Source organism: Alistipes sp. AF48-12 (assembly GCF_003477565.1).
Classification (GTDB): domain Bacteria; phylum Bacteroidota; class Bacteroidia; order Bacteroidales; family Rikenellaceae; genus Alistipes_A; species Alistipes_A hominis.
This window is the reverse complement of the sequence record NZ_QUDJ01000004.1, coordinates 133,864-157,362: the sequence shown is the minus strand read 5'-3', so window position 1 is coordinate 157,362 and position 23,499 is coordinate 133,864. Positions and strand designations below refer to the sequence as shown.

Genomic DNA, 23,499 nt, shown 5'->3' with positions numbered 1-23,499 from the left:
GTTCGATTTTAGAAATTTTAATTCCGAAAAAATGAAATATTTTGTATTGATGTTTTTGTCGTGCTGCATGTCGTGCCTGACGGTAAACGCCCAGTGGTCGCTGAAAGACGTTTTGAACAAGGAAACGGTCGGAAATCTGGCGGGTTCGCTGATTTCGTCGAAAGTCACGGCGGCCGATCTGGCCGGGACATGGGCGTATTCGAAACCCGCCTGCGAGCTGGAGAGCGACGATGCGGCGAAAAAAGTGGGCGGAAGTCTCGTCTCTTCGCAAATCGAAGCGAAACTCGCGGAGTTGTATGCAAAAGCGGGCATCTCGGCCGACCGGTTTTCGGTGACGTTCAATACCGACAGCAGTTTTGTCTGCCAACTGAAGAACCGCAGTATCGGGGGAACCTTTTCTGTGGACGGCGAGACCGGGCAGATCAGTCTGAAATACGGAGCCGTGGAAGGGCTTGCCGGCGCCGGTTCTTTGAACCTTTACGTCCGCAAGACGGGCGACCGTATTCGGCTGCTTTTCAAGGCTGACAAGTTGCTGGAAATCGTTTCTGCGGTCGCTAATATGACCCAGAACGCCACGGTGAACGCAATCGGCAAGGTGGCGTCGGCTTATGACGGTATGCTGCTCGGCTGCGAGCTGACTCCCAAGGAGTAAAACGGTTCCCGCCGGGTCAAAAATCCGACAGCGGATGGTGCGATTCGACGTTGTCGCGTAGGTTTTCGCGATCGAGATGGGTGTATATTTCGGTCGTCAGGATCGATTCGTGCCCGAGCATCTCCTGTACCTGGCGGATGCTCGCCCCTCCTTCGAGCAGGTGCGTGGCGAATGAGTGACGGAATGTGTGCGGACTGATCGTCTTGGCGATCCCGGCGGCTTTCGCCGCTTCGCGGATGATGTGGAAGATCATAACGCGGGTCAGCCCCCTACCCTTGTTGTTCAGAAACAGCGTGTCGGCCGAACGCGGGTCGGTTTCCTGCCTGGCGCGCTGTTCGAGGTAACAGCCGATCAGCCGGACGGCCTGTCGGCTGACCGGCACGAGCCGTTGTTTGTCCCCTTTCCCGATCACGCGGATGAATCCGTCGTCGAAAAACAGGTCGCTGATTCGCAGCGATATCAGTTCGGAAACCCGCAGGCCGCAACTGTACAGCGTTTCGATCATCGCCTTGTTGCGGTGTCCGAAACGGCTGCTCAGGTCGATCGTATCCAGAATGGCTTGGATCTCCGCGACCGAAAGGACATCGGGCAACTTGCGTCCCGTTTTCGGCGGGTCGATGAATTCGGTGGGCAGGTTTTCGATCCGGTCGTTGATCAGCAGGTAGTTGAAAAAACTTTTCACCCCGCTCAGAATCCGTGCCTGCGTCGTCTTTTTCACGCCTTTGTCGTACAAGTATGCCAAAAACGATTCGATGTGCTGCTCGCGCACCTGTTCCGGCCCGATACCGAATTCGCTGTCCATATAGCCGGCCATTTGCCGCAGATCCCGCAGGTAGGCCTCGGCCGTATTGTCCGAAAGTTTTTTTTCCAGTTTGATATAAAAGGTGTAATCTTTCAACTCTTTATCCCAATCTCGCATGACCTGTGCTTATTTTCAGTCAAAATTACTATTTTTGTAAAATAATCAAGTTTTTTGAAAGAAACAAAGTACGGGGAAAGCTGGTATCGGTTTTGCAGATTCCGAAGAAACCGGTTGAATCGTTAGAGCGCATGAAATATACCGAATTTGTAATCGAGGCCGCCACCGAGTCGCAACGGGAGATGTTGATCGCCGAATTGAGCGACTATCCGTTCGACGGCTTCACCGAAGAGGAGGATTGTTTGAAGGCCTATATTCCCGAGGCGGATTTTCGGATGTGGAGATCCGCGATCGAGGAGTCGCTCGAACGCAATCGCTGCCGGTATACGGCGGCGGAAGTTCCCGACCGGAACTGGAATACCGTCTGGGAATCCAATTTCGAGCCGATCGACGTCGAAGGACGTTGCCGGATACGCGCTCCTTTCCATTCGAAAAATCCCGCTTGCGAGTACGATGTGGAGATTATGCCGAAAATGTCGTTCGGCACGGGTCATCATGCGACTACCTATCTGATGGCGGCCGAAATTATGGATGTCGATTTTGCCGGAAAATCGGGACTGGATATGGGAAGCGGCACCGGGGTGCTTTCCATTCTGGCCGTGAAACGGGGAGCCGTACGGGTCGATGCCGTCGATATCGACGAGTGGGCATATCGCAACGGGACCGAGAATATAAAGGCCAACGGAATGGAAGGACGGATCGTCCCGTTGCAGGGCGACGCGTCTTTGCTGGCCGGGAAACGTTACGATTTCGTGCTGGCCAATATTAACCGCAACATTCTGCTGGCGGATATGCCGGCTTATGCGGCGACGCTGACGCCGGGAGGAATGCTGCTGGTGAGCGGTATCCTCGAAGCCGATATTTCGGCTATCGAAAGCCGGGCGGCGGCGTGCGGGCTGGATGCCGACGGCGTGCGCAGGCGCAACGGTTGGGCGGCGGTGCGTTTTGTCAAGAATCGTATTACACCTGATAAAATCAATTGATTACTAATTAAAAATTATGCGATCATGAAAAAAATTGTTGTTGCAGTTGTCGCCATGCTGGCGATCGGAACCTCTTCGTTTGCACAGGGATTCGGCTGGGGTGTCAAGGCCGGTCTGAACGTTTCGGGAATGAATAATACCGGACTCGATTCGAAGACCGGACTCACGGCCGGCGTATTCGTCGACTACCGGTTCAACGATTGGATCGGGATGTCTGCCGACCTGCTCTTCTCGCGCGAAGGCGCTATGCTGAAAAGCGGCGGAGACAAGTACATCGCCAAGACCAACTACCTGAATTTGCCGATCCTGGCCAAATTCTACGTGCTCGACCAACTGGCATTCAACATCGGTATCCAGCCGGGCGTGCTGTTGTCCGGCAAAGATAAGGTCAAAGAGAGCGGCGAAGAGACGGCTTTCACGACGACCAATAACTATAAGTCGTTCGATTTCGCATTCCCCGTGGGCGTAAGCTATGAATTTTTCAATAAGCTGATTCTGGACGCCCGTTACAACATCGGTGTGGCGAACATTTCCGCCGGCAAAGGAGGGAAAGTTCATAACAACGTGTTCGCCCTTACGCTCGGTTACCGTTTCTAACCGGACGTGTCCGGCTATGTGGTCGGAGCGTATGAAAATAAAAACCCATCTTCCGTGAAGGAAGATGGGTTTTTGCTTTTTTTGAAGGTTATTTGGATTTTTTCGCGCCGCTTTCGAGGATGCTGACGATCGAGAAAAGCGTAAAGCAGATCGCTCCGAGACCGACGATTACCCGGGCGGGAACGAAAAATTTCTCTTTGTAAACAGCTTCTTCGAACAGAAACGAAGCGAGGAACAGGCAGATCAAGGCCGTCAGTACCGGGATCAGCGGGATACGCGCGGCCAGCGGAAATTCGGCTTTCCATATTTTAACCAGCAAGATGACCTTGCTGGAAATGCTGTAACAAACCAGGCCCAGGCCGATCAGGACGAATCCGACGAAGTCGCGGGTTTGGCCGTAATAGACGAAGATCACGATCAGTCCCCAGATCGTGGCGATCGTGCCCATGATCAGCACCAGTCTCGGCCAGATCTTTTTTTCCCGGTCCGCATAGACGTTCCTCTCCTGGCGGACGATGCTGGCGACCAATGCGATCAGCGAGGTGCAGATACAGGCGATACCCCCCATCACGCTTCCGGCTACGAAATGAGGCGTGCTGCCTCCGGCCAGCAGAACGATCGTCCAGGCCCAGGCCAGCGCCGCGAAGAATGCGGCGATCGATTCGAAAATCAGCTCCTGCTGTTGGGTAAATCCTTTGGCGTTGATCTCGCGGCTCGGCGAAGTGCTGTTTTCGGGGATCAGCGAGAAACGCGTGGATACGGTGGCCGCCGTCGCGACGCATCCGGTGATTAACCCCAGTCCGCAGACGATGTGCCCCGCCACGAAAAATTCGGCGACTTCGGTGTCTTTGAAAATCGCGATGCCGCAGATGAACGTGGCGAGGGCTACGGAGTATCCGAGAATCGGCAGAAAATACTTGGCGAACGGATTGTACGTGTGGATGATCTGGCGGATGATCGTGACGGCCGTCGCAAACAGTGCGATGCAGATCGATCCGAGGAAGAAAACGACCGGACCGGCGATCATCCGCGAAGAGTCGTCGCCCCACAGGTAGATGTAGCCGCCGTAAAAAAAGCAAAACAGGGCCATTACAAGCGGTATGGCTCTGAACAATACGCTGATTCCGTAATTCATATGTCTTGTTTTAATGGTTGAACATTGCCGGTTTTCATTCAAAAACTGCGCCCCGTTGTTTTTTTATAAAAAAGAGAAGATTATTTTGCGGATATTCGATTTATCGTTACATTTAACGTATTGCTATCTTTATTTATTCGGACGTACCGCACGACCTGCGGCGTAAAGAAGGAAATGATCGGGTATGGATTTTAAATCGAAAAAATGAAAAAGTTGGTTTTACTGTACGGAGCCCTTGCGCTGCTCGCGCTGGGCGTTCGGGCGCAGACGCCGGAGTATACGGCGAAAATGACGAGAATGCTGGAACTTTCGGGTTCCGATGCGGTTATGAAAGAACTGCCGAAACAGATGATCGGCATGATGAAGCAGCAGGTGCCCGCAATGCCGGATTCCGTTTCGCGGCAGATCGAGGATCTGATGGCGGAATACTTTCCGAAGATGCTCGAAATGATGACCCCGATCTACGCCAAGTATTACACCGAGGAGGATCTGGACGGACTGATCGCGTTTTACGAAAGCCCGCTGGGGAAGAAAATGGCTTCGACGCAACCGTTGATTTTAAAGGAGGTGATGGGCGTGGTGCCGCAGTGGGCCGCCGAATTCGGCAGTAAAATGTCAGAGATCGTAAAATCGGCCAAAATACAGACGCAGCCGTAATCGGACGGGCCGTCGTGCTACCGGGCGGCCGCTCCAAATGGGGCGGTCGCCTCGTTTCGGAAAGAGACGTCATCTGGATGAACTGCATCGGGTGCCGACGCGGAACCTGTCGATGAAAAAGGGGCGTTGGTCGATGGAAATGCGGGATATTTATATTTCATTTGCCGTACGGATCGGATAAAATTATGTTTGCATTGAGAAATCTCATAATGCAAACCGAATATGATAAACAGATTTAAACCGATTCCGGCCCTTTGTCTCCTGCTGTTCGCGGGACAGGCGGCGTGGGCCCAGTCGCCGGGAGGATGGTCGCTCCGCAAATGCATCGACTATGCGCGGGAAAACAATATCCAGGTACATTCGACTCAAGTGACCCAGCAGAGTTCACAGGAAGACCTGGCGGAAGCCAAGGCTAAGCGGGTGCCTTCGCTGGATTTCTCGACGTCGCAGAATTACGTCAATCAGAAAAGCGAAAAGACGGACGGGAATTTCGAAGCTAACGGAACCTATTCCGGAAATTATGCGTTGAAGACCGGCATCACCATCTACAACGGGAGCAAGCTGACCAATTCGCTGCGGCAACAAGAGGTGATCAACAAAAGCCGGCAGTTCCAGGTCGATATGGCTCGGAACGACATTGAGATTGCCGTGACGCAGGCCTATCTGAACATCCTGTACGCCAATGAAAACGTGAAGATCAGCCGACAGACCGTCGAGTCGTCCGCCGCGCAGTTGGAGCGTTCGAAGGCGTTGCTGGAAGCCGGCTCGATCGCTCCGAGCGATTATGCCCAGATGGAGTCGCAGTACAGCAGCGACAAATATCAACTGACGGTTAGCCAAACATCGCTGGATCAGAATATTCTGACTCTGAAACAGTTGCTCGAACTGGGATTGGACGAATCTTTCGACGTGCAGTTTCCCGACCTGAGCAGCGAGGACGTGCTGGCCGAAGTGCCGGCGCTGGACCGGGTGTACCGGCGGGCGTTGGAGGTGATGCCTCAGGTCGAAAACAGCCGTTTGAACGTGGAGTCGGCCCAGTTGGGCGAGAAGATCGCTGCCGGAGACGGACTGCCGAGCCTGACGGCCAGCGCATCGATCGGTACAGGGAATATTTCGGGAACGAACTACTCTTTCTACAATCAGTTGAATAACAAGTTGAATGAGAATGTGGGCATTACGCTCAGCGTTCCCATTTTCAACAATCGCAAGGCGAAGTCGTCGATCGCACGGTCGCGTTTGCAAACCCGTCAGGCCGAACTCGATTACCAGAGCATGGAAAAGGATCTGCTGAAAGACGTCGAGTCGCTGTACCAGGATGCCGTTTCGGCGCAGAGCCGCTACCTGGCTGCCAACGACAAAGTAAAATCGGCCGAAACCAGTTACGGTTTGGTGCTGGCTCAATTCAACGAAGGGATGAAAAATACGGTCGAACTGCTGACCGAGAAGAACAACTACCTGTCGGCGCAGCAGGAACAGATCCAGGCCAAGTATCAGGCCGTGCTGTCGATCAAACTGCTGAACTTCTACCAGAACGAACCGATTACGCTGTAAACAATCAAAAAAATATAATTCATGAAAACATTGAAGAAAATAGGAATCGCCATCGTCGTAATCGCCGTACTGGCTGTGGCTGCATTCCTGATCCTGCGCAAAAGCGAAAAGCCGCAGATGAAATACAAAACGGCGGAAATACACCGGGGATCGATCGTGAATACCGTTACCGCGACGGGTACCATCGAACCGATCGTCCAGGTGGAGGTAGGTACGCAGGTGTCGGGCATCATCAATCATATTTATGTGGATTACAACTCGGTGGTGAAAAAAGGCGAGGTGATCGCCGAATTGGACAAAACGACGTTGGAGGCGGATTTGGCGTCCAGTTCCGCGACTTTGCAGTCCAATAAGACGGAATACGAATATCAGGAGAAAAACTTTCTGCGAATCAAAGGGCTGCACGAAAAGAAGATGGTCAGCGATACCGATTACGAGACGGCCGAATACCAATACAATAAAGCGAAAAGCAGTTATGAAAAATCGCAGTCGGATATTACCAAGGCGCGGCAGAATCTGGAGTATGCGACGATCTATTCGCCGATCGACGGCGTGGTGATCGACCGTGCGGTCGAAGAAGGGCAGACCGTTGCCGCCAGCTTCAACACCCCTACCCTGTTTACGATCGCCAACGATTTGCGCCAGATGCGCGTGATCGCCGACGTGGACGAGGCCGACATCGGAGGCGTGGTCGAGGGGCAGCAGGCGACGTTCACCGTCGATGCCTTTCCGGAGGATGTTTTCAAAGGATCGGTAACGCAGGTGCGTCTGCAGCCGACCACCGAGTCGAATGTGGTTACCTATGAAGTGGTTGTCGACGCTCCGAATCCGGATCTGAAGCTAAAGCCGGGACTGACGGCCAACCTGACGATCTATACGATGCAGAAGGATAGTGTGTTGTTGGTGCCTTTGAAAGCGTTGCGTTTCCAGCCGGAGAATGCCCCGGAACCGGTCGCAGATTCGGCCAATCCGCGTGCGCGGGTTTTATGGACGCAGTCGCCGCAGGGATTGCAGCCGGTAAATGTCACGACCGGCGACAACGACGGGATTTTTGCTGAAATAACGGGCGATATCAAAGAGGGCGACAAAGTAGTTACCGGCGTGGATATCGGAGTGGCGTCGATTTCGGACGGACAGGGCGAAGCGAATCCGTTTATGCCGTCTCCTCCGGGGGCGCGTAAGAATGCGAAAAAATAGATTTTCCTACTTATAAGGATTTGATCATGGAAAAGTATATTATACGGGTCGAGAACCTCCGCAGGGATTTCGTCGTGGGCGGTGAAACGGTGCATGCGTTGCGCGGGGTGTCGTTCAGCATCCGGGAAGGGGAATTCGTTACGATCATGGGAACCAGCGGCTCCGGCAAGTCGACGCTGTTGAACCTGCTCGGGTGTCTGGATACGGCGACCGCGGGCGAATACTACCTGGACGGGATTTCGGTGCGCGAGATGAGTCGTAACGACCGCGCTACGTTGCGTAACCGTAAGATCGGCTTCGTATTCCAGTCCTACAACCTGTTGCCGAAGACGACGGCGCTCGAAAACGTCGAACTGCCGTTGTTCTACAATCCGTCGGTTTCGGCGCGCGATCGCAAAGAACGTTCTATCAATGCTTTGCATGAAGTGGGACTTGCCGACCGAATTCATCACCGGTCGAACCAGATGTCCGGCGGCCAGCAGCAGCGGGTGGCCATCGCGCGGGCCCTGGTGAACGATCCGGTGATGATTCTGGCCGACGAGGCGACGGGTAACCTCGATACGCGGACGTCGTTCGAGATCCTGACGCTTTTTCAAAAGCTGCACAGGGAAGGGCGTACGATCGTTTTCGTAACGCACAATCCGGAGATCGCCGAGTTCTGCAGCCGCAACATCGTGCTGCGCGACGGGCGGATCGTCGAGGACGTGCAGAATACGCAAGTCCGTTCCGCCAAAGAAGTACTCGATTCGCTGCCGCAGGACAGCGGCCAATAAAACGGGGATTATGAATTACAAGAATCTGATAAAAATTGCGCTGAAAGCGCTTTCGAACAATAAGTTCAGGGGCTTTTTGACGATGCTCGGGATCATCATCGGCGTCGCGTCGGTGATCGCGATGCTGGCCATCGGTCAGGGGTCGAAACGCAGTATTCGGGAGCAGATTTCCGAAATGGGATCGAACATGATCATGGTACATCCGGGAGCCGGCCGTTTCGGCGGCGTACGTCAGAGCGCCAGTAGTATGCAGACGCTGAAAATGGAGGATTACCAGACCATTATTCACGAGGCTTCCTATATCAGCGCCTGCTCGCCGGTGGTGAACAGCAGCGGACAGGTCGTCAACGGGGCCAACAACGCCCCTACTTCGGTCTACGGCATCAACCAGGACTATATGGAGATTCGAAAATATTCGGTCGGCGAAGGCGAAATGTTCACCGATCAGGATATCCGGCGGGCCGCCAAAGTGTGCGTGGTCGGGAAAACCGTGGTCGAGAACCTGTTTACGAACGGTGAGGATCCGCTCGGCAAGACGATCCGTTTCGGGAAAATTCCGTTCAAAATCATCGGCGTGCTGACGCCGAAAGGCTATAATTCGATGGGACAGGATCAGGACGACCTCATACTGGCTCCGTATACTACCGTGCAGAAACGTATTCTGGCGATCACTTATCTGCAGGGAATTTTCGCATCGGCTATCAGCGAAGAGATGTCCGGCGAGGCGATCGACGAACTGACGGCCATCCTGCGGCAAAACCATAAGATCAAGGCGGGGGACGACGACGATTTCAACATCCGTTCGCAGGAAGAACTGAGTTCGATGTTGAGTTCGACGACCGACCTGATGACCATCCTGCTGGCCTGTATCGCGGGCATATCGCTGTTGGTCGGCGGGATCGGGATCATGAACATCATGTACGTGTCGGTAACCGAGCGTACCCGGGAGATCGGGTTGCGGATGTCGATCGGAGCCAAAGGACGGCATATCCTGTGGCAATTTCTGATTGAAGCCGTGATTATCAGCGTGATGGGCGGTATTATCGGAGTCGTTCTCGGGATCGGGGCGTCGGCAGTGATTAAGCATGCGGCCGGCTGGCCGGTATTCGTGCAGCCCTATTCGGTGATTTTGTCGTTCGCCGTCTGCACCGTGACCGGAATCTTTTTCGGGTGGTATCCGGCCCAGAAGGCCTCGAACCTCGACCCGATCGAAGCGATCCGCTACGAATAGCCGGGCCGGATTGGCGGATTGAATAAAAACGCTTAAATTTACGGAAACAAAATGAACATGCCTCAGAGTAAAAAGAACCGGTTTTTCCAGATTGCAATCCATTCGATCGCCTGGGGATTGATGTTCACGTCGCCGTTCTTTTTTGCGTACGGAAGGAATGACGCGACCTTTTCGTTGAGTCGATATCTCGATTTCTGTGTCGTTCCGGTGACGTTCATCATCGTGTTTTACATCAATTACTGCGTGTTGATCGACCGGCAGTTGTTCCGCAAGCATCTGGGACGTTTTATTCTGATGAACTTGCTGCTGATCGTCGCGGTAGACCTGTTCCAGCATTTCTGGCACGAGATTTTCCGACTGTACGTTATGACCGATCTGCCCCGGAAGGGTGACGGACACCACGGCCCTCCGGCCTATTTTTTCCTGATGTGGAATTTTATGCTGCTGGCGCTGACGGTCGCTCTGAGCGTGGCGATCAAAATGACCGGTAACTGGTACCGTACCGAGGCCGAAAAGCAGGAGATCGAAAAGGAACGGACGCAGGCCGAACTGAAAAACCTGAAGAGTCAGTTGAATCCGCATTTCCTGTTCAATACGCTGAATAATATCTATGCGCTGATCCAGTTGAATCCCCCGCAGGCGCAGTATGCCGTCCACAGCCTGAGTCATTTGCTGCGTTACGTGTTGTACGACAACAATCAGAACTTGATCTCGCTCGACAAGGAGTTCGCATTTATGAAAAATTACATCGAGTTGATGAGCTTGCGGTTGTCGTCCGATCAGGTGAAATTGAATATCGACATTCCCGATGACGGCAGGGGGTATATGGTAGCTCCGCTGCTGTTCATCACGCTGATCGAGAATGCGTTCAAGCATGGGGTAAGCCCGTCCGAAAAATCGTTCGTCAGCATTGCTTTCCGGATTACCGAAGCCGATACGCTGGTCTGCACGATCGAGAATAGCTATTTCCCGAAAGACGACCACGACCGCAGCGGTTCCGGGATCGGGCTCGACAATCTGCGTAAAAGGCTGAACCTGATTTATCCGAACCGGCACATTTTGCGGACGGAACGGCTGGGAAATCGTTATATGTCGCAACTGATTATAAACCTTTGACGATGGCTATCGAATCGCTTGTCGTGGACGATGAACCGCTGGCGCGGGACCTGCTGGCGGGTTATGTAAAGCAGACGCCGTTCCTGCATTTTGCGGGAGCGTGTTCCAGTGCGGTCGAAGCGCTGACCGTTTTGCAGCGCGAAAAGATCGACCTGATTTTTTTGGATATCCAGATGCCGCAGCTCAACGGGCTGGAGCTTTCGCGGATGATCGGAACGCAAACGCGGGTGGTTTTTACGACGGCGTTTGAACAGTACGCGCTGGAAGGATTCCGGGTCGATGCGCTGGATTACCTGCTCAAACCGATCAGTTATGCCGAGTTCCTGCGGGCCGCCGACAAAGCGCAGCGTTGGTTCGGGCTTCAGGACGGCAAACAGGAGGGGCCAGTTGCCCAGGGCCGATCCGCGCAAACTCTTTTCGTCAAGACCGAATACAAGATGGTGCAGCTGCGCCTCGATCAGATCCTGTATATCGAAGGCGTGAAAGATTACGTAAAGATACATACCGAAGACGGGGCTTCCGTGATGACGCTGATGAGCATGAAGGCTATCGAGGAAACCCTGCCTGCCGACCGTTTCGTCCGGGTGCACCGTTCGTTTATCGTCCATGTGGACAAGATCAAAACGATCGAACGGAACCGGATCGTGTTCGGGAAGGTATATATTCCGGTGTCCGACTCTTACCGGGAATGTTTCATGCAGTTGCTGTCGCGTCGCTCGTTACTGTTGTGATGGATAAAACGGCCGGAATTTGCTACCTTTGCAAGTCGAATTCAAACTTTCATGCAATGAGCGCAAAAACGATTGATTATACTCCGGTAGGCGGGGTATGTTCCAAAATGATCCACGCGGCGGTCGAAGACGGTAAAATATGCGAAGTGGTCTTCGTCGGCGGTTGTCACGGCAATACGCAGGGGATCTGCTCGCTGGTAAAAGGGATGCCTGTGGACGAAGCGATCGCCCGTTTGAAAGGGATCGATTGCAGGGGAAAAGGCACTTCCTGCCCCGATCAGTTGGCCCGGGCACTGGAACAGGTCGGATAACCGGACGTGCCGGTATAAGAACTACCGCCTTCCCTCTTTCCGGTCGCGTTTATTGCATTCGGAACAGCCGTCGCACAGGTCGCACTCTCCGCTCTTTTTATCGGAGCATCCGCACCCTTTTCGCTTGTTCCACCGGTAGATGGAAAACAGCGTGTAAACGAATGCCGCCGCGATGATGATTGCCGTAATGATTCCCTGCATATTTACCGTTTTTTATAGCCAGCTTCCTATCTGGTAAACGACAAAAGACAATAACCATGCTAAGCCCGTCGAATAGACGACCGAAAGCACGGCCCATTTGCGACCGGCTTCGCGGCGTATGGCTACGATGGCCGCGATGCAGGGGACGTAAAGCAGGATGAATAACATCAGCGTGTAGGCTACCAGCGGCGAGTAGACCGGTTGTCCCGCCTTGTCGCCTTGCGTGTATACCTGTTTTTGCAGGTTCTCGGCCAGCGAAGCGTCGTCGTCCCCGCTGTTGCTCAACACGGCCATCGTACTGACGACGATCTCCTTGGCCGCCAGTCCGCTGAACAGGCTGATTCCGATCTGCCAGTCGAAGCCGAGCGGCCGGATCGCCGGCTCGATGAAACGACCGATTTTTCCGATATAGGACTGCTTTTGGTGTTCGGCATGGCGGATGTCGTTCAGTTCCTGCAGTTTTGCTTGCTCGTCTTCGGGCGACAGGCCGGAAGAGGCTATTTCGGCCGCCACTCGGTCGTAATCGACCGAATATTCCACGTTGCGCGGATAGTATCCGAGGGCCCAGATGATGATTGACGCAGTCAGGATGACCGTTCCCATTTTCCGTAGGTACTGCGATCCTTTGCTCCACATGTGGCGGACTACGTTGCGGGTCGTCGGTATCCGGTACGGCGGAAGTTCCATAACGAACGGAGCCTCCGCCTTTGCGAACAGCAGTTTTTTGAACAGGATGGACGACCCGATGGCGATCAGGATGCCGATCAGGTAGATCGAGAACAGCACCAGTCCCTGGTTCGACGGGAAAAAGGCCGAGATCAGCAGGACGTAGACCGGCAGCCGGGCGCTGCACGACATGAACGGGATGATCAGCATGGTCATCAGCCGGTCTTTTCTGCTTTCGAGCGTGCGCGTGGCCATGATGGCCGGAACGTTGCAGCCGAAACCCATCAGCAGCGGAATGAACGATTTGCCGTGCAATCCGATCTTGTGCATCAGCTTGTCCATGATGAAAGCCGCCCGCGCCATATAGCCGGTGTCTTCCATCAGCGAGATGAAAAAGAACAGGATCAGGATGTTCGGCAGGAAGACGATCACGCCCCCCACTCCGCTGATGATCCCGTTGACGATCAGCTCGCGCAAAGGGCCTTCCCGCATGATTCCGCCGATGAAGTCCCCTAACCATTCGACGCCGGTTTCCAGCCATCCGGCCGGGACGCCGCCGAGCGAAAAGGTCGTTTGGAACATGATCCACATGATCAGCAGGAAAATCGGGAGTCCCCAGACCTTGTGGGTCATGATCCGGTCGACGCGGTCGTCGGGCCGGTTTTTACGCAGGTTGATGCCCTGGCAGGTCTCTTCGAGCGCTCCGGCGATGAACCCGAATTTGGCGTCCGTAATGATCGTTTCGACGCAGTCTTTGTACTGGCGTTCGAGTTTCTGCCGTTCATGTTCCGCCACGGCGCTTATCTCGGCGAAGTTGGCGGCCGGTTCGACCACTTCGTATCCGTTTTTATCGTTACAAAGCAGTTTGATCGCCAGATAGCGCGACGAATAGCGGGCAACCAGGTCGGTATTTTTCCAGATCTCGTCTTGCAGCAGCCGGATGCTGTGTTCGATGTCTTTCCCGTAATTGATGTGGATATGCCGCACGATCGGTTCGTTGTCTTCGAACACGTCGATCACGGTTTTGAACAGTTCCCGGATTCCTTCGCCGCGGGAGGCGACGGTCGGCACGATCGGGATTCCGATCATCCGGCCCAGATTACGGTAGTCCAGTTTCAGACCCGACTTTTCGAGCTCGTCGTACATGTTCAGCGCGATCACGACCTTCAAGTCCATGTCGATCAGTTGCGTGGTCAGGAACAGGTTGCGTTCGAGGTTCGAGGCGTCCAGCACGTTGATAACCACGTCGGGCATGGCGTCGAGAATGTGCCGGCGCACGTAAAGTTCTTCGGGCGTGTATTCGGTGATCGAATAGGTGCCAGGCAGGTCGAACAGGTTGAACGTGTAGCCGTCCTGCCGGAAAACGGCCTGTTTGGCGTCGACCGTCACGCCGCTGTAATTGCCGACCCGTTCGTGGGAGCCGGACGCGACGTTGAACAGCGATGTCTTGCCCGAATTCGGATTGCCGACCAGCGCGACGTTGATGGTTCGGCCCGTTACGTGCTGAAAACGGTTGACCGATTCGTCCCGGAACGTTCCGCCGGACGGAAGTCCCGACCCCGCCGTTCCGCCGCTCGGCAGCGAAACTTCGATCAGTTCCGCCTCGCTTTTGCGCAGGGCGATGCGGTAACCCATGATTTCGTATTCGATGGGATCCGACAGCGGGGCGTTTTTGATGACCCGCACCGTTTTGCCGCGAACGAATCCCATTTCTGTGATCCGGTTGCGAAAAGAGCCGTGTCCGAACACTTTGGTGATGACCCCTTCTTCCGACGTCTTCAGTTCCGACAGGCGTTTATTTATGATTTCTTTTTCCATTTATCGTCAGACCGGGAAATTTTTTCCGGGCAAAGGTACGCAACCGGAGGATTCCGGAAAATACCTGAAGCCGGGGAAAAAGGCTTCCCTCGTACCTCGAATCGGTTATGACTGCCGCTGCAAAGATAAAACAGTATCCCGGTTGTTCTACCGGACGAAACGGAAAAAGGCGAAAAAAGTGTATGTACGGAGCGCTCCGTATGCTCCGTAAAATGATAATAATACTCCGTAAAATGATTTTTCGGGACAAATCGTCGGGCCTTTCGGCAAAAAAATCGTATTATTGTATTTGGTAAGGCGTGTGGTTTTGCATGCCGCCGGAGATAACTTTAACCTAATTTTACTGAACGAAGAGATGAGTAAGAAACGTTTTGTCGGCCTGCTGTTGATCGGGGCCTTGTTGTTTGTTTCGCAGTTGCATGCCCAAGATGCGGTGCCGTTGTCCGTCGCGCCGAAAGAGTCGAAGGGTTTTGTGATGAAAGAGGTCGAAAAGGGAGTGTTCGAGGTGACGACCGCTCCGAACGACGCGGTGATTGAGTTCGCCCCGCTGAAAGAGCAGTTGCCGGAAGATGTGGCGGTGCTGAGTTTCGATTATTTCTGCGCTTCGGGCATGGAGTTCATGGTCGTGACGGTCAATAACGACCGGTCGCGCATCGAGGAGAACATGATCCGCCTGCCGATCGCCGAAGGATGGAGCACTTTCTCGGTCGATGTGTCCGATAAGCTCAAACAGCTTAAAAGTCCCAATGATTTTCTGAGCTTGCTGATCGTTCCGAATGCGGCCAAACCGACCACCATGCGGATCAAGTCGCCGCGCCTGAGGGCTTATACCGAAAAAGAGATCGCTCAGAACCGGCAGAAAGCCGAACGGGAAGCACGCGAGAAAAGACTGAACTACGATATCGACGTTTACCTTAAGAAAGATCACCCGTGCCAGGTGACCGACGTGAAAGTGACCGACGAAGGCGTCGAAGTGGCCGGTAATATCAAAGGAATGCCGGGCGACGTTTATTTGTGCGAAGTGCCGATGTTCGGCGACCTGACCGATCTGACTTTCATTACCGAAAAGAAAATCGATAAGCCGACGAACTTCAAGCTGAAATTCGACCGCTATGCGCAGGTTGACGGGCGGCAGTACGACCGCCTCTATTCGCGCTGGGTGCTGGCCCAGAAGTCGCAGAAGGGATATCTGATCTGTTCGCACGGGCGTTATGCCGACGACGTGAAGGCTCAGTACGATCTGCCGCACGAGGTGGTGGCTACCAAAAAAGGGATCGGCGGTTTCCACGACGGTCCGTACGCTTCCGATGCGGACAGCCTGCAGGCGACCAGCATTACGGTCAATATATGGCTCGGCTTTATGCGCTTGACTCCGTCCGACAATTCGATTCCGTTCGAATACAACGGCAAAACTTATTATGCCGATAAGAAAACCATCGACGGATTCGACAAGACGCTGCAATTCGCGGCTTCGAAAAACATGATCGTCAGCGCGATCATTCTGGTGGCTCCGGAGCGCGCTTTTGCCGACAAAGCCGCCGGTAAACTGTTCGAACATCCGGATTTCGATCCGGCGGGTATCTATACGATGCCGAACATGACGACGCTCGAATCGCTGAACCTTTACGCCGCCGCGATCGATTTCCTCGCTTCGCGCTACAACCGCCCGGACAAGAAGTACGGCCGCATCCACCACTGGATCGCCCACAACGAAGTCGATGCCGGTTGGGTGTGGACCAATGCCGGGATCAAAACGCCGCTGCGGTTCATGGATATTTACGTCAAGTCGATGCGTTTGCTCTATTATACGGCTCGCAAATATAACCCGCATGCCGAAGTGTTGATTACGCTGACCCACTACTGGCAGTCGCGCCACAACGAGTATTGCTACCCGTCGGCCCAGTTGCTCGACCTGCTGCTCGATTACACCGAGGCCGAAGGCGATTTCAAATGGGGCGTGGCACACCATCCTTATCCGCAATCGTTGTTCGAACCGAAAGCGTGGCTCGATACCGAAGCGACGTTCGATTACAATACGCCGCTGATCACGTTCAAGAACCTCGAAGTGCTCGACGCATGGATCAAGCAGCCGCGCGCGCTCTATAAAGGCAAGGAGAAACGTACGCTTTATCTGTCCGAACAGAATCCCAATTCGAAAGATTACTCTGAAGAAGCGCTGCTGGAACAGGCTGCCGGAATGGCTTATGCGTTGAAGAAGCTCGAAGCCTGCGACGGAATCGACGCTTATCAGATGCACGGCTGGTTCGACCAGCGCGGCGAAGGAGGTCTCAGGATCGGTATCCGTCGCTTCCCGGACGATAAGGACGATCCGTCGGGACGCAAACCGGCCTGGTTCGTATTCCAGGCTTTCGGCACCGACCGGGAAGAAGAGGCATTCGAATTCGCTAAGAAAATCATCGGCATCGACAGTTGGGATCAGATTATTTACAAAGAACCGATCGCCATGCCGACCCAATCGAAATAGATTGTAATTGAATCATCCGCCGGTATCCTCGCCTATTTCGGGCGGGGATTCGGCGGATAAATAAGAATCCGGTTTTGATAAATTTGAATACGATGTTTACTGTTAAGATTTCGCGGGCGGCTCTGTTCGCGGCCTTCGGTCTGCTGTCGGGAAGCGTTTCCGCGCAAACGGCAGGTCAGGCTGCCGGATGCGGCGGCCGCGACCTGCAGGCCGATACGTGGGTGGCTACCGATGCGCTAGGACGGACGCTGCCCGGTTATGCGGAGTGCGGTCCGCGTAAAACGAACCGCACGGTGGCGATGTTCTATTTCGTAACCCACAACCAGAACGGGGCGAAAGACGGTCCTTATAACGTGACCGAGATACTGAAGGCCGATCCGGTGAACCCGAAATGGGGCGGCGGCGTCCATTACTGGGGAGAGCCGGAAGCGGGTTACTACATCATGAAGGACGAGTGGATCATCCGCCGTCATGCGCGGATGCTCTCCGACGCGGGTGTCGATCTGATCGTTCTCGACAATACGAACGACAATATTTACAAAGATGTTTTCGTCTTCATCGCCGAAGTGTTCCGCAAGATGCGTTCCGAGGGCGAGACCACGCCGCAGATCGCCTGCCTGGCCAGCCAGAATTCGGTGCAGCAGCTCTGGGATCAGATCTACAGCCGGGGGTTGTATGCCGATCTGTGGTTCCGCTGGAAAGGCAAGCCGTTGCTGATGTTCGGGCAGCATATCATCGGCGGGCGCCAGCAAATGGACGATGTCCGTTTCCCGAAAGAGATCCGGGATTTTTTCACGATCCGACAAAGCTGGGCGTGGACGACGCTCCGGTGGTACGACGACGGACATGACGAGTGGCCGTGGGTGGACCATTATCCGCAGTCGGTCGGCTGGCACGAGTCGCCCGACCGGGCCGAGTACGTGCCGGTGGCATCCGCGCAGCATCCGCTGTCGAATATCGGACGGAGTTTCCGCGACGGCGTGGAGCCGGAACACGACCGGTACGATGCGACGACCGATACCGATAAGGGGCTTTATTTCGATCAGCAGTGGCAGCGTGCGTTGGAGGTCGATCCGGAATTTATATTCGTGACCGGCTGGAACGAATGGACGGCCGGACAGATGAACCGGACGAATCCGGATTACGCCGAGGAGATGAAGAAATGGGACTTTTTCCCCGGAGCCAAATGCGGCAAAGGCGGCCGCGAAGTCAAAATGGGCGAAGGCTATTTCATCGACCAGTACAACCAGGAGTTCAGCCGAGACATCGAACCGATGAAGGGCGGCCATACCGACAACTATTACTACCAGTTGATCGCCAATGTCCGGAAGTACAAAGGGGTTGCCAAGCCCGAACCGGCCGGCGAACCGGTAACGATCGACCTGAACGGCGGTTTCGACCAGTGGCGGCAGGTCAAAAAGACTTATTACGATCATGCGGGCGATACGTATCACCGCGACAGTCCGGGTAATTTCGCCGCCGGGCCGTATGTGAATGCGACCGGGCGCAACGACATTATCGAGTCGAAGGTGGCGCGTGACGATAAGTATGTCTATTTCTACGTAAAAACGGCGCAGCCGCTTACTCCGCATACCGATCCGTATTGGATGTTGCTGTTTATCGATACCGACAGGCAGCATGCGACCGGATGGGAAGGCTACGACCTGCTTGTTAACGACGGTTTCCGAAGCGGTAAGAGCATGGTCAAAACCTACGATAAGACCGGATGGAGGAAAAGCCGCGAAGCAGCCTATCGCTACCAGGGTAACGAGCTGATGGTGAGCGTTCCGCGTAGCTGTTTCGGGCCCGGAAAACTGGCTTTCGATTTCCATTGGGCCGACGGCATCCAAAAGTTGGGGGATATCGACGAGTTCCTGCTCAATGGCGATCAGGCCCCGTCGCGCCGCGCGAATTACCGGTATGAAGAGGATTAACGATAACCTGAAACGATATGAAAAAAATGTTTTTCCCGGCTGTCCTGGCGGCGTTGTCCGTCTCGGTCTTTACGGCTCGCAGCGCGACGGCCGCCAACGGCAGCCTGGCTCCGCATTTCAAGCAGAGCAGTTATGTCAACGAGTCGGTGACGCTCGAAAACAAGTATGTCACAATGAACTTTTTCAAACGGATCAAAGGCTGGGGCTGGGGTGAAATTCTGACGCCCGAAGGCAAGCTGATGGCCGTGATGGATCATCTGGGCGAACTGATGATCCGCGATCAGGACATCCCGATGCGTTTCGAGGCCGATTCGGTGTCCCGGGTCAGGACGGCCGACGGCGAAAGTCTCGTATTCAACGTCAAATCGGTGGTCGTGCGCGAGATGTTGAAAGGCACTTCGTTCGACAACTGGATGCACTATCCGTACGGCGAGCCGGCCATTACCGGAACGGTGACGATTACCGTCACTCCGGATTCTCCTTTCGTCAAACTGAAATACGATCTGACGGCGACCGGTAATTACTACCTGCGCTACCTGCGCGGTCCATGGCTGAAGGTGGGCGAATCGTCGTTCGGGACGAAGAAGGACGATGCGATCCTGCCGGGTGTGGACTGGGCGATCGGCGACGAGTGGACGAGCGGTTCAGACTTTTTCAAAGACCCGTGGGCGCTGCGCGTCGTCCCCCACCCCAACAAGGTGTCTGTGCCGTTGATGGCGATCAGCTACGAGGGGGACGGTATCGGACTGGCATGGGACCCGAATGCGGTAGCGGCGCGTTGGTTCAACTACCGCACGCAGCATCCGCAACCGGTGTTCGCCTCGCCGAATTTCGTCGATCGGATGAATAACCAACTGATGGGTCTGATGATTCCGGACGCTTCGGTCGAAGGGCACGAGAACGAGATTTATTCGCAGATCGCTCCGGAACTGCGTATCGGCGAGAAGATCGAATTCGACGCCGAACTGTGGCTCAGCAAAGGGAACAGCGTCGATGTGGTAACCGACTGGGTGAAACGTCATGGCCTGCCTGAACCTTCGGCTCCGAAATGGGATTACCGTAAGGCGCTCGACTTGATGGCCGGCGCTTATAATACGAACCTGTGGCACGAGGGGCATGGTTTCGGCGTGGTGCAGCGTTCGATCGACGAGGCCGGCCCGAACATTCCAGGATTTTTGAGGCGTTACATGAACGAAAATAAAAAATCGCAGGTAGTTAAAGAGTTGCAGGCCAAAATCGAATCGTTGCAGCCCAAAGAAGTTCCTATGGTTAAGATCGAGACGCCCGAACAGAAGAAGGCCCGCCAAGTAAAACATGGGGACGAAATTCTGGCAATCCAGCGTGCCGACGGTTCGTTCGCTTTCGAACCGGACGGACGACACTACCGCAAGGACGATTTCAAGGTAGCGACCTCTTTCGTAGAGCCGATGGGACTCGACGGGGCTACGGCGCTCGACATTACGATTCTGCCGGCGATGGAACTGTTGCAAATCGGGAAGGAAACCGGCGAACAGCGTTTCCTGGACGCGGGTAAAAAGGCGATCGACTTCTGCATGTCGATGACGCGCCCCGAGGGCGGCGACTTCTGGGAAACCCCGTTGCATGCGGCCAACCTGTTCGCCGCGGGACATGCCGCCATCGCCAACTACAAGGCGTTCGAGCAGTTCGGCGATCCGAAATACAAGGAAAAAGCGGTTTACTGGATGCGTACGATCCTGCCTTTCACGCACCTGTGGGAGCCGGAGGAGATTCCGATGCTGTACAATACCAAACCGGTGCTCAGTTCGAGCGACTGGTACTTCGCCAACTGGGTGCGCGACCATGTGCAGTGGGAGGTGCTCGCCGTGTTCGCTCAGTCGATTGCCAACGGCATCCGCTGGGAGGAGGTCGATCCGGAGATCGACTGGATGAAGTTCCACCGCGGTATTACCAATGCGGCGATCCGTTGGATGAATGTGCATACCGACGACAACTGGCGTCCGCACAATATTCCGGAGACGTACGACCGTTACAAAGAGGGTGCGTTCGACTATTGTTTCCCCGATACGCACAATGCGACGACGGGCAACTACGGCGGTATGTTTATTCCTCCTTCCGCTATCGCGGACAACATCTACTACCTGTTGGACCGCGAAGCCGAGGCGGCAAAAGGTAAAAAGTAGTTATTCGGAAAATTTCATTGCGGGAAGCCTGTTGAACGGCAGGCTCCCGCTTTTTTAATAAAATGCGAGATGAATTATCGTAAAATCGTATCGGCTGTCGCCTTGCTGTGGTGTACGGCCGGGTTTGCCGCCGGATCGGAACCGGCTGCCTGCGTACGGCCGATGATGGGAACCGGGGCGGCCGGATGCGTCGTGCCGGTGGCGGCAGCTCCGTTTGGAATGGTGCAGTTGGGGCCGGATACTTATTTCACCGCTTCCGGCTACCACTACGACCATCCGTTGATCTACAGTTTCAGCCACACCCATAAATCGGGCGGCGGCGGAACCGATTATCAGGACATCATGTTCTTTCCGGTTACGGATGCCGTATGGACGCAGCAGCAGGTTTGTCCCGACCGCGTCGGCAGCCGTTATTCGCACGAGCAGGAGTTTATCGAACCGGGGTATTACCGGATCAGGCTCGATTCGGACGTGGATGCCGAACTGACGGCTACGGCTCGCTGCGGGATGCACCGCTACACGTATCCGGAAGGGGCGATGCGGCAGTTGATCATCGACTTGAAACACGGCTGCGAGCATTCGACGACCATTTTCGCCGACGAAGATTTCGATACCGTCAAAATCTCGCGGCTGGAATGGGTCGACGACCGTACGGTGCGGGGATACCGGGTTTCGAACGGCTGGGCGCCGGAACAGCACGTCTATTTCTACGCCGAATTTTCAGAGCCGATCGTTTCGTGCCGTCTTTTCGATCATAAGCATTTTCGGGACGGCGTCCGTGAGTTGGAAGGTACCGACGTGCGGGCCGTGCTGCGTTTCGGAGGGAAGGCGGGAAAACCGGTCGTCGTCCGTGTGGGCATCTCCCCGGTCAGTATGGACGGCGCGCGGCAGAATCTGAGGGCCGAGATCAAAGGATGGAATTTCGATAAAGTCCGGAAAACGACTTATCGGGACTGGAACGAAGCCCTGTCGGCTGTCCGGATCGCCGATGCCGATTCGCCGCAGAAGGAGGTGTTTTATACGAGTCTCTATTTCGCGATGCTCTACCCGATGCTCTATTCCGATGTGACGGGCGAATACCGCAGTTCCGACTCGAAGGTATATAAGGGCGATTTCCGTTATTTCGCCGGCGTGCTGGGCCTTTGGGATACGTTCCGGGCGCAGAACCCGTTGATCGCGATTCTCAGGCCGGACGTGACCCGCGATCTGATGAAAACCTTGCTGGAGCACTACCGCCACTGCGGTCAACTGCCGATCTGGACGCTGGCCGGCGTCGAGAACATGTGCATGATCGGTTATCATTCGATGCCGCTGGTTGCGACGCTTATTGCAAAGGGATTCGCGGTTACGATGCGGAAGCGCTTTACGAGGCGATGAAAGCGTCGGCCAACCGCGATACGTTCGGTTATTTTCTGAAAGCGTTCCGCGGGACGCGTTATTACAAGCAGTACGAGTACGTGCCGTGCGATCTGGAGGTGACTTCCGTTTCGAAGACCCTCGAATATTGCTACGACGACTGGTGCATCGCTCAGATGGCGCGGATGCTCGGGCACCGGGACGACTACGACTATTACATCGGCCGGGCCGGCTGGTATAAGAATCTTTTCGATCAGAATCTGAACTTTATGCGCGGCAGGAATTCCGACGGCAGTTGGCGGACGCCGTTCGATCCGTTCCATTCGAACCACTACCGGCCGGACGACGATTTCTGCGAAGGCACTTCGTGGCAGTGGACTTTCTTCGTGCCTCACGACGGCAAGGGGCTGATGAATCTGTTCGGCGGCCGCGATCCGTTCGTCGCCAAACTCGATTCGCTGTTTACGGTCAGTTCCGAGATACACGGCGACAACCCAGCGCCCGATATTACCGGCTTGATCGGACAGTATGCGCAAGGCAACGAGCCGGGGCATCACACCCTTTACATGTACAATTATGCCGGACAACCGTGGAAAGGGCAAAAACGGATCAGCGACGTGATCTACACGCTGTACGATACTTCTCCCGAAGGGATCTGCGGCAACGACGATACCGGTCAGATGTCGGCGTGGTACGTGATGAGTTCGATGGGGTTCTATCCCGTTACCCACGGTCGGGGCGTTTATTTTATCGGAACGCCGATTTTCGGGGAGATGTCGGTAAAGCATCCGAACGGGGTGTTGACGATCCGGGCGAACGGCGTATCGCGCGAAAATTGCTATATTCAGTCCGTAACGCTGAATGGCGCACCGTATTCGAAGAATTGGCTGCGACACGAAGACCTGTTCGGCGGCAATGCGACGCTGGCGTTCGAGATGGGGCCCGAACCGAATAAAAACTGGGGCAGTTCTCCGGAAGACCTGCCGCAGTCGATGTGCGACGAAACCTTTGAAAACTGACAGGG

The 23,499-nt window shown here is 54.7% G+C and carries 18 protein-coding genes and 1 pseudogene; 15 read left to right on the top strand and 4 right to left on the bottom strand.

Translation table 11 applies throughout. From position 1 onward, the window contains the following. Window positions 1-31: 31 nt before the first annotated feature. Window positions 32-652, top strand: coding sequence for a DUF4923 family protein (locus tag DW082_RS04020; protein ID WP_118457465.1), 621 nt, complete (start codon window positions 32-34; stop codon window positions 650-652). A gap of 16 nt (window positions 653-668) precedes the next feature. Here the strand turns inward: DW082_RS04020 and xerD are convergent, their stop codons facing one another. Then, entirely contained in the window at window positions 669-1,571 is a 903-nt protein-coding gene (xerD, locus tag DW082_RS04015) for a site-specific tyrosine recombinase XerD (RefSeq protein WP_118457463.1), read from the bottom strand. Window positions 1,572-1,702: 131 nt separating this feature from the next. Between xerD and prmA the strand changes: the two genes are divergently transcribed. Together prmA and DW082_RS04005 are read left to right on the top strand one after the other, a co-directional pair. Continuing rightward, a complete protein-coding gene (gene prmA, locus DW082_RS04010; RefSeq protein WP_118457501.1) occupies window positions 1,703-2,554 on the top strand; it encodes a 50S ribosomal protein L11 methyltransferase in 852 nt (283 codons plus the stop codon). Between the two features lie 24 nt (window positions 2,555-2,578). Next, window positions 2,579-3,151 (top strand): porin family protein, encoded by a 573-nt coding sequence (locus tag DW082_RS04005; protein WP_118457462.1) that lies wholly within the window; start codon window positions 2,579-2,581, stop codon window positions 3,149-3,151. A gap of 88 nt (window positions 3,152-3,239) precedes the next feature. Here DW082_RS04005 and DW082_RS04000 read toward each other — a convergent pair whose 3' ends face one another. Further along, complete coding sequence (locus DW082_RS04000; RefSeq protein WP_118457460.1) at window positions 3,240-4,286, bottom strand: DUF2776 family protein; 1,047 nt, start codon at window positions 4,284-4,286, stop codon at window positions 3,240-3,242. A gap of 204 nt (window positions 4,287-4,490) precedes the next feature. On the opposite strand from DW082_RS04000, the gene DW082_RS03995 reads away from it, so the two are divergent. From DW082_RS03995 to DW082_RS03960, 8 genes are all read left to right on the top strand, one after another. Beyond that, a complete protein-coding gene (locus DW082_RS03995) occupies window positions 4,491-4,943 on the top strand; it encodes a DUF2059 domain-containing protein (protein WP_118457458.1) in 453 nt (150 codons plus the stop codon). A gap of 222 nt (window positions 4,944-5,165) precedes the next feature. Next, window positions 5,166-6,494 (top strand): TolC family protein, encoded by a 1,329-nt coding sequence (locus DW082_RS03990; protein WP_118457456.1) that lies wholly within the window; start codon window positions 5,166-5,168, stop codon window positions 6,492-6,494. Window positions 6,495-6,515: 21 nt separating this feature from the next. Next, window positions 6,516-7,691 carry an efflux RND transporter periplasmic adaptor subunit gene (locus DW082_RS03985; RefSeq protein WP_055204158.1) on the top strand — a complete coding sequence of 392 codons (1,176 nt, stop codon included), beginning with the start codon at window positions 6,516-6,518 and terminating at the stop codon, window positions 7,689-7,691. A gap of 26 nt (window positions 7,692-7,717) precedes the next feature. Beyond that, window positions 7,718-8,464: an ABC transporter ATP-binding protein gene (locus DW082_RS03980; protein WP_055204160.1), complete on the top strand. Its 747-nt coding sequence runs from the start codon at window positions 7,718-7,720 to the stop codon at window positions 8,462-8,464. A 10-nt stretch (window positions 8,465-8,474) separates the two neighbouring features. Beyond that, window positions 8,475-9,695 carry an ABC transporter permease gene (locus tag DW082_RS03975; protein ID WP_055204161.1) on the top strand — a complete coding sequence of 407 codons (1,221 nt, stop codon included), beginning with the start codon at window positions 8,475-8,477 and terminating at the stop codon, window positions 9,693-9,695. Window positions 9,696-9,752: 57 nt separating this feature from the next. Then, entirely contained in the window at window positions 9,753-10,811 is a 1,059-nt protein-coding gene (locus DW082_RS03970; RefSeq protein WP_118457499.1) for a sensor histidine kinase, read from the top strand. Between the two features lie 2 nt (window positions 10,812-10,813). Then, the gene (locus DW082_RS03965) at window positions 10,814-11,542 is read left to right on the top strand and encodes a LytTR family DNA-binding domain-containing protein (protein WP_118457454.1); all 729 of its coding nucleotides are present in this window, start codon (window positions 10,814-10,816) and stop codon (window positions 11,540-11,542) included. A gap of 56 nt (window positions 11,543-11,598) precedes the next feature. Next, window positions 11,599-11,853, top strand: a complete 255-nt coding sequence (locus DW082_RS03960) for a TIGR03905 family TSCPD domain-containing protein (protein ID WP_055204168.1) — start codon at window positions 11,599-11,601, stop codon at window positions 11,851-11,853. Between the two features lie 21 nt (window positions 11,854-11,874). Here the strand turns inward: DW082_RS03960 and DW082_RS03955 are convergent, their stop codons facing one another. Both DW082_RS03955 and feoB read right to left on the bottom strand, forming a co-directional pair. Further along, a complete protein-coding gene (locus DW082_RS03955; RefSeq protein WP_055204170.1) occupies window positions 11,875-12,054 on the bottom strand; it encodes a hypothetical protein in 180 nt (59 codons plus the stop codon). A gap of 12 nt (window positions 12,055-12,066) precedes the next feature. Beyond that, on the bottom strand, window positions 12,067-14,538 hold the full coding sequence (gene feoB, locus DW082_RS03950; RefSeq protein ID WP_118457453.1) for a ferrous iron transport protein B: 2,472 nt from the start codon (window positions 14,536-14,538) through the stop codon (window positions 12,067-12,069). 355 nt (window positions 14,539-14,893) lie between these two features. Here feoB and DW082_RS03945 point away from each other — a divergent pair, with 355 nt between their 5' ends. From DW082_RS03945 to DW082_RS15415, 4 genes and pseudogenes are all read left to right on the top strand, one after another. After that, the gene (locus DW082_RS03945; protein WP_118457451.1) at window positions 14,894-17,023 is read left to right on the top strand and encodes a DUF5722 domain-containing protein; all 2,130 of its coding nucleotides are present in this window, start codon (window positions 14,894-14,896) and stop codon (window positions 17,021-17,023) included. 92 nt (window positions 17,024-17,115) lie between these two features. Further along, window positions 17,116-18,957 carry a hypothetical protein gene (locus DW082_RS03940; RefSeq protein WP_118457449.1) on the top strand — a complete coding sequence of 614 codons (1,842 nt, stop codon included), beginning with the start codon at window positions 17,116-17,118 and terminating at the stop codon, window positions 18,955-18,957. Between the two features lie 17 nt (window positions 18,958-18,974). Further along, complete coding sequence (locus DW082_RS03935) at window positions 18,975-21,119, top strand: hypothetical protein (protein WP_118457447.1); 2,145 nt, start codon at window positions 18,975-18,977, stop codon at window positions 21,117-21,119. A 69-nt stretch (window positions 21,120-21,188) separates the two neighbouring features. Further along, window positions 21,189-23,494, top strand: a pseudogene (locus tag DW082_RS15415) (GH92 family glycosyl hydrolase). Window positions 23,495-23,499: the final 5 nt, after the last annotated feature.